The organism is Agarivorans sp. Z349TD_8 (assembly GCF_050870825.2).
In the GTDB taxonomy this organism is placed as follows: Bacteria; Pseudomonadota; Gammaproteobacteria; order Enterobacterales; family Celerinatantimonadaceae; genus Agarivorans.
In genome coordinates, this window is record NZ_CP194037.2 from 4006178 (window position 1) to 4021064 (window position 14887).

Here is a 14887-nt window from a genome sequence, read left to right on the forward strand (position 1 = left end):
AAGGTATGACTAAGATTAAATTAGGCATGGTTGGCGGGGGAAGTGGCGCATTTATCGGCGCAATTCATCGCGTAGCCGCCCGTTTAGATGATCAATTTGAGCTGGTCGCTGGCGCCCTCAGCGCTGATCCGAACAAAGCCAAACAATCGGCAGCAGAACTTGGTATTGAACCGACACGCTGTTATCTCGATTATCGAGACATGGCCGAAGCCGAAGCGGCACGTAGCGATGGCATCACAGCGGTAAGCATTGTGACGCCAAATCACTTACACTTCCCGATTGCGGAAGCATTTTTACAGGCTGGCATTCACGTCATTTGTGACAAACCAATGACCTGCTCACTACAAGAAGCCTTAAGCCTGCAAACATTGGCCACTCGAAGCGGAAAATTATTTGTATTAACGCATAATTATAGCGCCTACCCGATGATACGGCAGGCCCGCCAAATGGTCAGCGAAGGGATCTTAGGTAGACTGCGTTTAGTTCAAGTCGAGTATGCCCAAGATTGGCTGACCACCGCCACCGAAAATAGCGGTAATAAACAAGCCGCCTGGCGCACCGACCCCCGACGTTCTGGTCCTGCGGGTTGTTTAGGTGACATTGGTACCCATGCTTTCAACTTAGCCACCTTTGTCTCTGGCTTACAAGTCGAACAAGTCAGCGCAGAACTCACCAGCTTCGTCGAAAATCGAATATTAGACGATAACGTACATGCAATGCTGCGTTTTGAGCAAGGTGTACGCGGTATGTTGTGGAGTTCGCAAGTCGCCCCCGGTAATGAAAACGGGCTGCGGATCCGGGTCTACGGTAGTGATGGCGGTTTAGAATGGGCGCAAGAGCAGCCCAATCAGCTAATTTACAGCCCCTTTGCGCAACCAAGCCGGATCTTAAGTCGAGCTGGTTATGGTTATCAATCAGGATCCCCCCATTTAGTTAGAACGCCGGCAGGCCACCCCGAGGGTTACCTCGAGGGCTTTGCTAATTTATATCAAGAAACCGCGCAAGCTATCCGACTGTGCGCGGCAGGAAAATCTCCCACTGAAATCTTTGCCAACAGCCTATTACCGGGCGTAAAACAAGGTGTTGAAGGCTTACAATTCATCAATGCAATGTTGTTTTCTTCACAAAATAACGGCCAGTGGACCGCTTTGGAGAATGGGCATGAAGCAAGCTGAACCCATTCTAAGCCTAGAGAAAATCAGTAAACACTTTTCTGGGGTACCTGTATTAGATGGCATTAGTGCACAGATAATGCCCGGCGAAGTGATGGGGATTTTAGGCGAAAACGGAGCTGGAAAATCCACGCTACTGAAAATTATTTCCGGTATTTATCAAAGTAGTGGCGGTCGAATTTCAGTCGCCGGAAAACAAGTAAAGATCAATAGCCCTAGCGATGCGAAAGCACTCGGTATCGCCATGATCCCTCAAGAATTTAACCTCATCGCTAGTTTGAACGTATTTGAGAACATCTTTCTTGGGCAAGAACTCAAGGGGCCAATATTACTCAATAAAAAAGCGATGCGCCAACGAACTCAAGAGTTATTAAGTTTACTTGAAACCGAGCTATCAGCAGATGCCCTGATTGAGCAACTGAGTGTCGCCGAAAAACAGATGGTCGAAATAGCCAAAGCTTTGGTTAATGACGCTCGACTGCTGATTATGGATGAGCCAACAACCGTGCTCACCAGCCAAGAAGTCACGGTGTTATTTAAACTGATTGAAAAGTTAAAAGCGCAAGGTGTCACTATTTTATTCATCTCGCACAAGCTTAAAGAGGTAAAACAATTATGCGATCGGCTGATGATCTTGCGTGATGGTTCACTCATCACGATTGAACAGGTAAGCGAAATCAACGAACAAGACATGGCCCGTAAGATGGTTGGTAGAGAACTTAATCAAGTATTTCCTCTGCGCTCCGAAATTCAATCCCAGCAAGCACTAGAGATTCAGCAGCTCTCAATCAAAGGCCTGCTGCACGATATCAGTTTTAGTGTACGCCGGGGTGAAGTTCTGGGTTTTGCTGGCTTAGTCGGTAGTGGCCGAACCGAAATGGCAGAGGCAATCATGGGCCTCCGCCGACGCCATTCTGGAAAAATATGGGTTCAGCAACAAATGGTATCGATCCATAACATTAAGGATGCCCTAAAACACGGTCTGGCTTACTTAAGTGAAGATCGCCAAGGCTGTGGCCTTACCATGAACTTTAACCTACCCGAAAACATCAGTTTGATTTCTTTAAGCCAATACTGCAAAGGCTTAATTAATCATCGTAAAACTCACCAGACAGCCGAACACTATGTGAAGAGATTCGATATTAAAGCCGCGTCATTAAATAGCGAATTATTGTATTTGAGCGGAGGGAATCAACAAAAGGTTTATCTGGCGAAATGGATGGACACCCAACCACAAATTTTAATCCTCGATGAACCCACTCGGGGAGTGGATGTAAATACCAAGAAAGAAATTTATCACTTTGTACAAAACCTTACCGAACAAGGCTTAGCGGTCGTAGTGATTTCCTCCGATATGGAAGAGTTAATAGGCCTTGCTCACCGGGTACTGGTGATGCGCGAGGGTCGGATCCAAGGCGAACTCAAGGCCCACCAAATTAATGAACAACAAATTATGTTTCTGGCAGCGGGGCTAACCTCACAAGCGACCACCACCACACTTCAACGACAGGAGAGCGAGCATGAATGAGCTTGCAAAAATGAAAACTAAAAACCAGCCGAAGCGAGCAAGAACTTGGCTCAGCAGATTGCCAACACTTAGTATTTCAAATTGGGCTCCACTCCTCGCGCTGTTAATTTTGATCTTACTCTCGGCCTTAGCGAGCGAACACTTTCTGATCCCCAGAAACCTCACGAATGTACTACGCCAAGTCTCTTACACCGGAATTATCGCCCTTGGGATGACCTTTGTGATTATCGCTGGTGGGATCGACTTGTCGGTCGGTTCGATGCTGGCCTTGGTCGGTGTATTAGTCATTATGTTACTCAACTATTTAGGGGATGGTTGGACTAGCGTTGTCATCGTAGTTGTCGCCGCAATGGCAATGGGAGCAGCCTTTGGGGCGCTCAACGGCTGGCTCACGACCAAAGGTAAAATTGCCGCCTTCGTTTCGACTCTGGCCACCATGTCTATTTTTCGCTCACTCACCCTTTACATTAGCGATGCTGGAGAAATGGTCTCGCAAAACTCCTATTACCCAGATCTCGGAGGGGGCTACTGGCTAGGTATTCCGATCCCAGTCTGGCTATTTTTGAGTTTAGCGCTATTAGGCCATGTGGTATTGCGCCACAGCGCGTTCGGGCGCCACCTTTGCGCGGTGGGCTCAAACCCTAAAGTAGCAACTTACTCGGCAATCAATGTACAAGGCGTGTACTTATTAAGCTTTGTGATTGTGGGGTTTACCGTGGGTTTATCCGCACTCATGCTTTCGTCACGGCTGAATTCGGTGAGCCCTGGGGACGCGGGCCTATTTTACGAGCTGGATGCGATTGCCGCGGTGGTGATTGGCGGCACTTCGCTATCCGGTGGCAAAGGAACCTTATGGGGGACGGTTATTGGAGCCATCATTCTGGGGATTATTAATAATATGCTGAATTTATTAGGGGTTTCTCCCTATCTACAAGGAACGGTAAAAGGCTTGGTTATTTTGATTGCGGTATTAATGCAATTCAAACGAGACCGCTAAAGCCACGCCGTCAATTTAATACGAAGGAGAGCAAGTCATGAGTTTATTACAACACATAGGAAAACTGCTACTGGGTATTGTGCTTGTCAGTTCGCTAAGCATCAATATCGCGATAGCAAAAAACCTCAAAATTGGAGTATCGGTACCCTCAGCAGACCATGGTTGGACCGCTGGGTTGCTGTGGTGGGCAGAAAAAGCTGCCAAAGATTTTAAACAGCAAGAAGATGGGCTGGAGTTTTATGTAGTCGCAGCCAGCTCAGGCTCAAAACAAGTGGGGGATGTGGAAGATTTAATGATTAAAGGGATCGATGCGCTCGTCATTTTACCCCACAATCCAGCAACGCTACAGAAAGTTATCGAAGAAGCCTACAACAGCGGTATTTATACCGTCGTGGTTGACCGAGAACTGGAAGTTCCCGCCCAAAATGTATTTATTGCCGGAGATAACGCAGGTCTTGGCAGAGTCAGTGGTGAATGGCTTGCAAAAGAAATGAAAAACAAAGGAAAGGTGGTTGTGATTGAAGGCATGCCCATTCCGATTAATAAGCAGCGAGTAGACGCCTTTAATCGAGTGATAGCGAAACATCCAGAAATCACCATATTAGACAGTCAGCCAGCCGATTGGTCGACCCAAAAAGCCTTGGCTGTCATGGAAAACTATTTACAAAAACACCCTAAAATTGATGCGGTATGGTGCCAAGATGACGATATGTTAAAGGGTGTGATGCAGGCAATCAAAGAATCTGGGCGCAGCGATATTAAAACCGTTTTAGGTGGCGCAGGTTCACAGGACATTATAGCCATGATCGTTAATGGAAACCCCGTGGTAAGAGCCACAGTGACCTATCCACCAAGCATGATTGCTTCAGGGATTGCGTTAGCAATTACCGGGTTACGTCATGAACATTTAGGTAGAATGTATCACAGTGCACCATCACGAGTGATTTTAGCGGCCGAACTGGTTGATACCCACAACGCCCAAGACTTTGTGGTAAGCGATGCCGCCTATTAAGTCGACCGACTAATCGTATATTGATGCAACTCTCCAAGTCACAAGTCCATTCCACGCGGCAGGACTTGACTTGGAGAGTTCTCACAAAATGCCAAGCTTATTCGACGGCTTTAAGTGTTTCAAGGATAATTGGCTGCTGCATAAAATCGAGCATGTGTTGCGGTAAAGCTCTCCCACCGTAGTACTTTTGAATAATGGTCAAATATTCTCCATTCGCCTTGATGGCTTCAAAACCCTGTTGGAATAACGCAGCCAAATAGCGCTGTTGACTCGCGAAAATAATATCCCCACTAATGTTGAGGATCGCTTGCTCTGCGGACGAAAACTTATCGACATGCTCAGGATAGTAGCGCTCAATAATCGCCCAGCCTCCAAGCTCGGTAGCGGCAAACATATCATCTCGCCCCGCATAAACCTTATGCACATTTTGGCTCAAATTTCTCACTAAATCCGGTTTAATCCCTTCACGTTCAAATACAGGAATCAGTGAACCGCCACGGATATAACCGATTTGGTAGTCTTTGAGCTCGCTTAAATCTTGATACTTGAGTCCCTCGGGAAAACGAGATTTTAAATAAAAGAGCAGCATATTCAGGCTATACATACGAATGAAAGCAACCGGTTCATCAGCGGGCGCATAATGAAACCAACTATTACTGCCTAAGGCCCCTACCACACTATTACTGGTAACCGCTCTCACCACCCTCGCTAACGGATACACTTTATAAGTAACGGCTATTCCCATCGCATTAAAGGCCGCCGTTGTAATATCGGTCATGATACTGTCTTTCTTGCCCAGTAGCGGCGGATAATCGATGGTGACAAACTCGACTTCGGTGGGCGGCACTGGCTGTGCGGCCAGCGGCAAAGCAAAGTTCATCATCAACACCAACCACATCAGCTGCAGTAAAGGGAGCGATTGTTTAAACTTTTTATCCATGTTAAGTGCTCTGACAATTCAAACCAATTCAGCAGGTTCAGCGTAAACCTGCTGCTGAAAGCCAACTCGTACACCACAAGCTAAGCCTATTCGTAGTCCGCCGTGAAGTTTGAGAATCGGCATCTTTCATCAACCGTCCGGCACAAGGATACTGGCCGCTACTTGATCGTCACTGGGTTGAGTCAACTACATCCTCTGGCTCGGACTTATGATTCGCTTGTCCAATCAATCATCTTCGGTTAATAAGTTAAAACTAACATCGACGTTATCACTAAATACTAGCTGAGCAGCCTGATAGGAACTACTATTCCCATCCGCGGCTAAATTCGCCCGTTCTATTTTCATCATTGGCACAGCCGTTTGACTACGGTAGTTCACCTCGGCGACGGCACCTAAACGGCTATTATATGCATCGGCCAGTTGTTTGGCTTTTGCGTAGGAATCTTCCACAGCCATCGCGCGAACCTGATGCTGATATTGTTCAGCTTGTGAGCTGGTATATTGCAAGCGACGAACCTCATCCACACCACTGAGCATCGCAGCATCCAATACGCGAGTGAGTAAGTCCAGACTTGAGAGCTCTACAACGATACTACGTTGTGCACGGTAACCGACAAATATTCGTTCGCGGTCTTGATAGCGGTACTCAGCTTGAATTTGTAATTGGCTAGCTTCGAAACGATCAGATTCGCTGAGCAGATTAGCCAATTTTGACTGTGTCACCTTCACGATTTTATCCACTTGTTGCTTCGCATCACCAGCGGTCTTCGCCAGACTCGAGGCCTGTAAATCAAGTTGTACCTGATCGGCAATTACCAATAGCTTCGCTTCACCATTCGTATGTAACAATGCGGCAAACACTGGTTGAGCTGTCGCGCAACAGCAAATGACTAGCGCTAACAGATAATTCTTCATCTTATTCCCTCGTAAGCCCTCGGGCATATTCATCTTTTATGGTTAATCTTCTCTAGATAAAAAACCTTACGGAGCCGTTGAACCGCCTTAGTAGAGGCTTTATCTGCAACAGACCCCGAAAATATATCCGCTCAATCTGCCTTAGCAAACAATCAACAAACATCGCTTCATCGCCGCTCCCCAATCAAGTTGAATTTTTCAGGTGGCGCCACATAACCTTGATAGGCATCCACCGGTAGGCTGGCTAAACGCTCAACTTGCTGTTGATTCTCCACCCGTTGTGCCACCGTCACAATTTGCAAATTTTTAGCCGCACGACAAATAGCACTCAAGAAATGACTATCGCCCCCTTCAACCAAAGCCTGAGCGGTATAGCCATAATCAATTTTCACATAATCTGGTTTGACTCGACTTAAGTAACTCAGTGAGTTTAGGTTACGACCATATTGATCGATGCCAATCTGAAAACCAAGGTCACGCAAGCAATCGATGCATCGGCTAAGTTCACTATTTTCATGCAAAAATGCGGTCTCTGGGATCTCAAAAGCCATCCGCTTCGCCACTGTTTGCTGCTGCCGGGCAAAACCAACCAACCAGTTTAAAAACTGAACATCACTCAAGGCCGACAAGGTGAGATTAATGGCTAAGCTTAAGTCTAGCTGTCGATGCAAGGCAATGGCGGCTTTTTCTACCACCATTTGGTCAAATTGAGCGCCCAGTCTAAATTGTTCAATTGCTGGCATAAATTGCCCAGCGGCATAATCTTGAGCATCGACCTCGATAGTCGTAAACAGTTCATGGTGTAACACACTATCGGTATGAATAAACTGAACCACTTGGGTTTTATAATTCAAACTTTGCCGCTCAATAGTGCTTTCCAGTAACTGTTTCCATTGGCTACGAGGTATCGCATTATCTTCAACCGCTGCCAGACTATAATACCCCTCACGTTGCTCACGCGCGGCATGCAAAGCTGCATCGGCGGCAGTCAGTAATTGGCTAATATTCTCATCATGCTGGCGCAATACTAAACCCATCACCATCGGCCGACTAAGATAATGCTGCCAAGGCCCCAGTCGTTGCATAATGTCTTGATGCACTTGCTTGGTCAGCGCTAACAATTGTTGCTTATCAAAGCCTTCCGCTAAAATAGCGAACTCTAATTTACTAATGCGAGCAAATACCAATTGTTGTTGTTGCTGGATATAACTAGAAAATAATTCGCCCACGGATTGAATCAAGTGATCACGTGCGACAAAACCATCTCGCAGATGGATGGCTTCTATCACATCAAGCGAGAGCAAGACGACACCACCCACTCCGGATTCAGCCAACCAAGACTGACTCTGACTGACAAAATAAGCTCGATTGCCCAAACCTGAGACCGAATCCTGAAAAGCTTGCTGACGGAGGATGCTCGCCTCCCGGACCTGTTGCTCAAACTGCTGGGCAATACTATCTGACATATGATTAATCGCCCCCACCACACTGCGCAGCTCTTGAGTGCGAGGCAAGGGGATGGTTTGCCCAAAGTTACGCTGTTCCAACTGTTTGGCTTGCTCTTGAATTTGTTCTAGCGGCTTTAATAAATAACGTAGCGCTCGCATCAGCAATAGCACTGTAACCAAATAGCCCACCACAAACAGTTTGGCGAGATCAAGCATGGCATCCCATAACTGCAAGTAGGCATAGCCAGAGTGAGCAACCACATTTAATTCGCCCAACTGCATCCAACCACTAGTGAGCACCTGCTGTTGGGCGCTCGGTTTAAACCACGCCAGCGAGATAAACCAATCAGGTACCCCCTCAATGCTGGCGCTATTACGTCGATCAATCAATTGATTATCAGTGAACATTTTCAGGCTGATTTGCTGATAGTAGCCACTGTCGAACATCGCGTTAATCACCGACTCGGCCGCCACTTTATCATTCGCTTCAAGATAAGGACTCAAAGACAATCCCAAAGAGGTAACTGTATTATTCACATCTGAGAGCTGCTGTTCAGACAAATAAGTTCGAGTATTGTTAACATCAATCGTAAATACAACGGCAAGTAAGCCACCATAAATCAGCAATACGACTATCAATAATTGGCGATATAAGGTCATAGTGGTCCCCTAGCCCTCAAAATTCTTTACTGGTTTTTTCAATTGATTGAGCCGCCAGCGCTGTTGTAAATCGGTCCATAATTTAAGTCGAGAAGAGTTACCCGCCAACTGACCTCGACCTTTTTCTTTCATTAGCCAAAGATGCTGACCGTTGAAGCTATAGATCGGCACTAAGTCGCCACGTTGTGTCGCAGGCAGGATCCTTGGATTGATATTATCAAGAATAATGGGAACCGAAGCCGGAGTTTTATAATACGCAACAACCATATGAAACTGATTATAAGTCAAAGACTTAACGTAGACCAAGCGCATCTTGCTATCATCAACCCCTAATTCGATTAAGGAGAAATATTTGGCAATGCTAAAATCGTCACAATCACCAGCGGCTGCGCCTAAAAATTCAACCGGAGTCGCCCAGTAATCTTTTTGTCCCCAAACTTCAATATCATCGACAAATAACATTTGATTGAAAAAATCATTGACCCGATTGAGCTGCTCGGCCTCTGCAATGGTTTGACTCTCGGCAATCAACTGACGCCAGGCGCGAACTCTTAATTCGGCTCTTTCACCATAAAAACTGCGGACCGTGGCGGCAAGCTCTTCCAGTTGATAGGCCGAAGCGAGTAGCAGCATTGGCCAAATTAAAGCCATCAGCCACCAGCGTGAAAAAAGGCGCCGCATGCCGCTAACCTACGGCTTTAACTGAGACGTGTAGATAGTCCATTTAGGGACCACATTGCGGTATTGTTGTTGCACAAATATACGGACTCGACGATTGGCAGCCGCCGCTTGAGGTGAATCATCATCCACCAACTGTTGGCTTTCGCCCATAGGCTGTAGTTGGATCCTCTGCTCACTTATTTGAAAACGCTCAACCAGTACCTGGCTCACAGCCTTCGCCCGTTGCCGCGAAAGCTGCAGATTATAGTCTGCACGACCGCTAGCACTGGCGTAACCTTCAACTCCAATTTCAACCTGAGGATAACGCCGCATAAATTCAGCGACTTGCTGTAACTGCGGCTCAAACTCACGCTTCAATTGACTCGAATCATTTTCAAAAAATACCATCAGCTCATAACTATCAACATTTAATTGATAAGCAGCACAACCATTATTATCAATTTCAGCCCCAGATTCGGTATCGACGCAAAGATCTCGTTGATTAATGACCCCATCGCGATCTTGATCAGCACGGTCGTAGCCCGCCAATTCAACCCTATAAGGCTCAACACTCTGGCTACAAGCCATCAGATTGAAGATCGCCAGTAAGATGACTGCGCTCAATTTAAGCATTAAAAAGTCCAATCTTCGGGTCGGTCTACCCGTAATCCTTCGAGCAATTGCCCAGTGGCATTCAGCAGACGGTATTTCGCTCGTAATTCGTCAATATCGGCAGCAATAAACTCATTTTGAGCTTCAAATAACTCGTTCTCAGTATTCAGTACATCCAACAAACTACGCTTTCCCAAATTAAACTGTTTCTTGTAGGCACTCACTGTTTGGTAACTCGCATCAACGTGCCGCTGCAAGAATGATTTTTGACGAACCAATACATCCCAGGCATTCCAAGCCAAGCGCGTGCCCTCAGTGACTTGACGCAGCGCATCCTCATTCATCGATTTGGCCCGATTGACCTGATAAGCGCTCTGACGAATCGCCGCTGAATCACTGCCACCATTAAATAAGTTATAACGCAAGCGTAGCATCGCCGCTAGCTCATAATCTTTGGTATGAGCGAGACCGTTTTGGTTACGATTCCAATCCCCATCTAACTCTAAAGCAATCTCTGGGTAATTACGCGACTTAGCCACGGTATTTTGGGCGTTCGCGGCTGCAACATCATATTGCGCAGACTTTAATGCGGGGTGAACTTTCAAGGCCGCATCAACCGCACTATCAAGATCCGGCGGTAACAAGTTCATATCGGCCGCCGGCATGACCAAATCCTGAGGGAGACTATTCACCACTCGCAAAAACTGGCTTTGAGCATCCAATAGGTTATTTTGAGCGGAGAGAGCATTGGTGTTCGCTCGAGCCACTCGACCGTTAATTTGAGTAAGATCGGCACTAGAACCTAGCCCGGCATCGGTGCGCTTCTTAATATCCCCTTGGATCGCCAGATGAGTTTGCAAATTATTCTCAGCCAAAGTAAGCAATTGCTGTTGCTTGAGCACCTCTAAATAGACATTCACTACCTGCAACGCAATATTCTCGGCATCGTTATACAATAACCACTGATCGGCCCGCGCCTCATTCTCGGTTCTCGATACCTCACCGGTAGTCGCAAAACCGCTAAATAATAACTGACGAATACTAATACCAAGCTCTGTAGGATTGGCGCTATTGGTACCTGACGCGTTTGTTTCCCGTTGCCCCCACCCCGCGCCAGCATTCAAATCAACCTTGGGATAAAAGCCGCCCTTTGCCCCCTGATATTGCTCACCACTTGCCTTAAACTGGTTAAAAGAAGATTGTAATTGAGGATGCTCGGTTAAAGCTTTGGCCACCGCTTGCTCTAAAGATTGAGCCGAAGCGAAATTACAGCTCATCATCAATCCAAACGTAACGCTTAAGCACAACTTGTTCATTAACTCTCCTTGTTAACTGGTACGTTCACGATTAACGTTCTCTTAACGCAGTCTGTCGCGCCTTCATAATCGGTTTTAATAGATAATCCAAAATACTCTTTTTACCGGTGATAATGTCTACATTGGCCAACATTCCAGGAATAATTGGTAACTGCATGTTATCACTACCTAAGTAGTTTTTATCTGTACGTACCCGCACTAAATAGTAGCTATGACCTTCTTCATCCAAAATCGTATCTGCGCTTATTAATTCTAAATGACCATTCAAACCGCCATAAATTGAAAAGTCGTAAGCACTGAATTTAACAACAGTTTTAAGCCCCGGACGAAGAAAAGCAATATCTTTAGGTTGAATTTTCGCCTCAACCAATAAATTATCTTCCATAGGCACGATTTCCATGATGCTCATCCCTGGTTGCACCACTCCACCCACCGTATTGCTATAGATTTTTTTCACAGTCCCCTTGACTGGCGAGACCACTGAAGTACGAGCGACTCGATCCCGCAGACCAACTTGACCCTCGGTTAATGGCTGCAATTCAGATTCAATTTTATTCAACTGCTGACGAGCATCACTCAAAAAAGCGAGCGCAATATCTCGACGCTTATACACCGTTTCGGCGATAGCACTGCGAATTTTTGGTTCTAATAGCTTGCTACTTTGAAGTTCGCCATTAAGGTCGTTAGCTTGACGTTTCAATTTTAACAATTCGACCTGAGAAACAATACCTTCTTTGGCTAAGGGTTTCGTGAGGGCGAGCTCTTCTAGCACCAAACTGTAACTCCGCTGAGCATGCTCAACCTTAGACTTAAGCTCCAATAACTCCTGTTGTTTCTGCTCAATTTGACCTGCGGTAATCGACAATTGATTTTGTAAGGCCCGCAACCTAGCCATCTTTTGCAACTGCTGACCCTTCACTTCTTCAGGGTACTTTTGGCTAAACTCGGCATCAAAGTCTATGGGCTCATCACTAATTAATACTTGTTTACGCCACTGTGTCATGTCCAACTCGGGGTGCATTTTAATACTGGTAATTTCGCTACGCAGGCGCGCTACATCAGACTGAAGATTAATTAAGCGTTGCTCTCGTTCACGAAAATCGGAACGAAAACGAGTATCGTCAATCAACAATAAAGGCTGGCCTATTTCAACAGTATCGCCTTCTTTCACCAAAATTTGTTTAAGAATACCGCCTTCAAGATTTTGAATGGTTTGAATTTGTTGGGAAGGGATCACTTTCCCCGCGCCGACCGTAACTTCATCCACTTTGGCCCAATGAGCCCAATATAAGGCGCAGATCATCAAAATAAAGATCAACCATAGTAAACGACGCGAACTACGCGGCGTTTTCATTAATATCGCGGCGTTAATATCATCCACAAATTGCAGATCACTCTCAGAAACATTTAGCTTACGCTTGGCCATTTGGTGACCTCACTTGACCAGTACGCAGTAGCTCTAGAACCTTTGCTTTACTGCCATCGGCAACCACTCGACCACGTTCTAATACAATAATCCGATCAACTAAATCCAACATCGACATTTTGTGTGTAATTAAAATAAAGGTTTTATCGGCGACAACTTGTTTCAGTTGTGCCTTCACTAAATTCTCAGAGTGAGCGTCCATACTGCTGGTCGGTTCATCGAGCACTAATACCGGAGGGTTAAACAGCAAAGCACGTGCTAAAGCGACCGCCTGGCGCTGTCCCCCTGATAAATATTGACCCCGCTCGCCCACTTGACGATCTAAACCTTCAGGATCTATATCAGTAAACTCATTCACCCCAGCTAACTCTGCTGCGCGAAAAATCAGCTCATCTTCGATATGCGGCACCCCGAGGGTGATATTTTCCCGAATAGAACCATAAAACAGATTAATATCTTGAGGTAAACACCCCAGTTTTTGACGAATATCTGCAGGACTAATCTGTTTTAAATCAACACCATCGAGACGAATAGCGCCTTGCTGTTGCGTATAAAATCCCAGCAGAAGTTTTTCAATACTGGTCTTTCCTGCACCGATTTTCCCGATAATTGCGACTTTTTCCTTGGCTTTAATCGCAAAGCTTACCTGTTTAAGCACTTGAACTTCAGAACCCGGATAAGTGAAATCTACATCGCTAAAACTGATATCGCCATCGAAATGAGAACGATGCATATAACGCTCTAGATTCTCATCCGGCAAAGCCATAATCTGTTCTAGATTTTGCAATGCCGATTGCGCCTGATTATAACGCGTTGCCAATAATGAGACTTGAGAGAAAGGAACCAAAGCGCGTCCGGTTAACATAACCGCCGCCACCAGGCCCCCCATCGACAATTCACCAACAGAGATTTGAAATACCCCAACCACCACTAATAACACCGTGGTACTTTGTGAAACAAAGCCGTTAACGCTGCCCACCGAAGTCGCCAATTTACGAATTTGCATATTCCAAGTGGCGATATTACCGACTAACTCTTCCCACTTATGCTGGAATTGGCTTTCTGCCCCCGCTAACTTCAAAGACTCGATACCAGAAAGACTTTCGATTAAATGAGCATTCTTTTGACTGGCAAATCGGCTGCCTAACTCGACCTCTTGATGCATCTTACGTTTGATCCAAAATGAATACAGAAGCATCACCAGCGCCGCCCCAGCAGGCACTAATACCAAGGGGCCGGCAACCAGTGCAATAATCGCAAGGAACAGCAAAGAAAATGGCACATCAACTAAAGCGGCAATCGTGGCGGAGGTAATAAATTCTCGGATCGAATCGAACTCTTGTATATTTTTTGCGAAGGCACCTACCGAGGTAGGACGAGTCTCCATCTTCATGTTCAGCAATTTTTCGAAGATTCGGGCAGATAATAAAATATCTGATTTCTTAGCTGCTAAGTCTAAAGTGTAAGCACGCATCTGCTTTAAAGCGAAATCGAACACCAAGACCAGCGCCATTCCAGCTGTCAATACCCATAAGGTATCCATCGCTGAATTGGGCACGACCCGATCATAAACATTCATCACAAATAAGGGCGAAGCAATTGCAAATAAATTCACAAATAATGATGCGACCAAAGCGTCTCGGTAGATAGGAGCCGAGCGACGCAAAGTACTCCAGAACCAATGACCACGGTTACTCTTTAAAGCTTCCGGAGAACGCGCATCAAAACGATAACGTTTACGAACATAACAACAAAAACCGCTATAACTCGGAGCCAATTTGTCTAAAGTAATATGCTCGTGGCTATCAGGTAATTCCGGCCAAGCTACTTCAATATCTTGCTGGTTACGAGCAAGCAATACACAACAGCGACCATCTTCTAATAGCAAAATACAAGGCAATAATAAGTCGGGAATTTTATCAATTGGTTTTTTAACCAAAGATGCATCCATTCCGGCGCGTAATGCCGCGCGAGGTAATAACGCAGGCGTCAACAAGCCCTCTTTTAACGGTAGACCAGCCGAAAGCGCCTTCGCTGAAAAAGGCTTGCCGTAATACTTGGACAAAAATACCAAACTATTCAGTAAGGGGTCACTGCGCTCAGCAGCAATATCTAAATCACGGTGATGGTGTTGCTGTGGGTTGGCTTCCTGCACCTTGCATCCTTTACAATATAAAACATCAAGAGCAAGCCTTAGCTTA

At 45.9% G+C, this 14887-nt stretch carries 12 protein-coding genes; 4 read left to right on the forward strand and 8 right to left on the reverse strand.

Going from position 1 to position 14887, the window contains the following annotated elements:
* The first annotated feature begins 5 nt into the window (after positions 1-5).
* Genes ACRRS1_RS17965 through ACRRS1_RS17980 form a run of 4 tightly spaced genes read left to right on the forward strand, consistent with a single transcriptional unit; the run spans position 6 to position 4709 of the window.
* Positions 6-1175, forward strand: coding sequence for a Gfo/Idh/MocA family protein (locus ACRRS1_RS17965; protein WP_432467227.1), 1170 nt, complete (start codon positions 6-8; stop codon positions 1173-1175).
* On the forward strand, positions 1162-2700 hold the full coding sequence (locus ACRRS1_RS17970) for a sugar ABC transporter ATP-binding protein (protein ID WP_432467226.1): 1539 nt from the start codon (positions 1162-1164) through the stop codon (positions 2698-2700). The genes ACRRS1_RS17965 and ACRRS1_RS17970 overlap by 14 nt, the downstream gene beginning before the upstream one ends.
* Positions 2693-3697 carry an ABC transporter permease gene (locus ACRRS1_RS17975; protein WP_432467225.1) on the forward strand — a complete coding sequence of 335 codons (1005 nt, stop codon included), beginning with the start codon at positions 2693-2695 and terminating at the stop codon, positions 3695-3697. The genes ACRRS1_RS17970 and ACRRS1_RS17975 overlap by 8 nt, the downstream gene beginning before the upstream one ends.
* 37 nt (positions 3698-3734) lie before the next feature.
* Positions 3735-4709 carry a substrate-binding domain-containing protein gene (locus tag ACRRS1_RS17980; protein ID WP_432460081.1) on the forward strand — a complete coding sequence of 325 codons (975 nt, stop codon included), beginning with the start codon at positions 3735-3737 and terminating at the stop codon, positions 4707-4709.
* Positions 4710-4806: 97 nt separating this feature from the next.
* On the opposite strand, the gene ACRRS1_RS17985 is transcribed toward ACRRS1_RS17980, so the two are convergent.
* The 8 genes from ACRRS1_RS17985 to ACRRS1_RS18020 form a co-directional block, all read right to left on the reverse strand.
* Positions 4807-5649, reverse strand: coding sequence for a substrate-binding periplasmic protein (locus ACRRS1_RS17985; protein WP_432460082.1), 843 nt, complete (start codon positions 5647-5649; stop codon positions 4807-4809).
* Positions 5650-5874: 225 nt separating this feature from the next.
* Entirely contained in the window at positions 5875-6564 is a 690-nt protein-coding gene (locus ACRRS1_RS17990; protein WP_432460083.1) for an SIMPL domain-containing protein, read from the reverse strand.
* A gap of 167 nt (positions 6565-6731) precedes the next feature.
* Positions 6732-8672 (reverse strand): bifunctional diguanylate cyclase/phosphodiesterase, encoded by a 1941-nt coding sequence (locus ACRRS1_RS17995; RefSeq protein WP_432460084.1) that lies wholly within the window; start codon positions 8670-8672, stop codon positions 6732-6734.
* Positions 8673-8681: 9 nt separating this feature from the next.
* On the reverse strand, positions 8682-9353 hold the full coding sequence (locus ACRRS1_RS18000) for a transglutaminase-like cysteine peptidase (RefSeq protein WP_432451815.1): 672 nt from the start codon (positions 9351-9353) through the stop codon (positions 8682-8684).
* Between the two features lie 9 nt (positions 9354-9362).
* Positions 9363-9965, reverse strand: coding sequence for an OmpA family protein (locus ACRRS1_RS18005; RefSeq protein WP_432460085.1), 603 nt, complete (start codon positions 9963-9965; stop codon positions 9363-9365).
* On the reverse strand, positions 9965-11260 hold the full coding sequence (locus tag ACRRS1_RS18010; RefSeq protein WP_432460087.1) for a TolC family outer membrane protein: 1296 nt from the start codon (positions 11258-11260) through the stop codon (positions 9965-9967). The genes ACRRS1_RS18005 and ACRRS1_RS18010 overlap by 1 nt, the downstream gene beginning before the upstream one ends.
* 31 nt (positions 11261-11291) lie before the next feature.
* Positions 11292-12686: an HlyD family type I secretion periplasmic adaptor subunit gene (locus tag ACRRS1_RS18015; protein WP_432451812.1), complete on the reverse strand. Its 1395-nt coding sequence runs from the start codon at positions 12684-12686 to the stop codon at positions 11292-11294.
* On the reverse strand, positions 12673-14841 hold the full coding sequence (locus tag ACRRS1_RS18020; RefSeq protein WP_432451811.1) for a type I secretion system permease/ATPase: 2169 nt from the start codon (positions 14839-14841) through the stop codon (positions 12673-12675). The genes ACRRS1_RS18015 and ACRRS1_RS18020 overlap by 14 nt, the downstream gene beginning before the upstream one ends.
* Positions 14842-14887 lie beyond the last annotated feature (46 nt).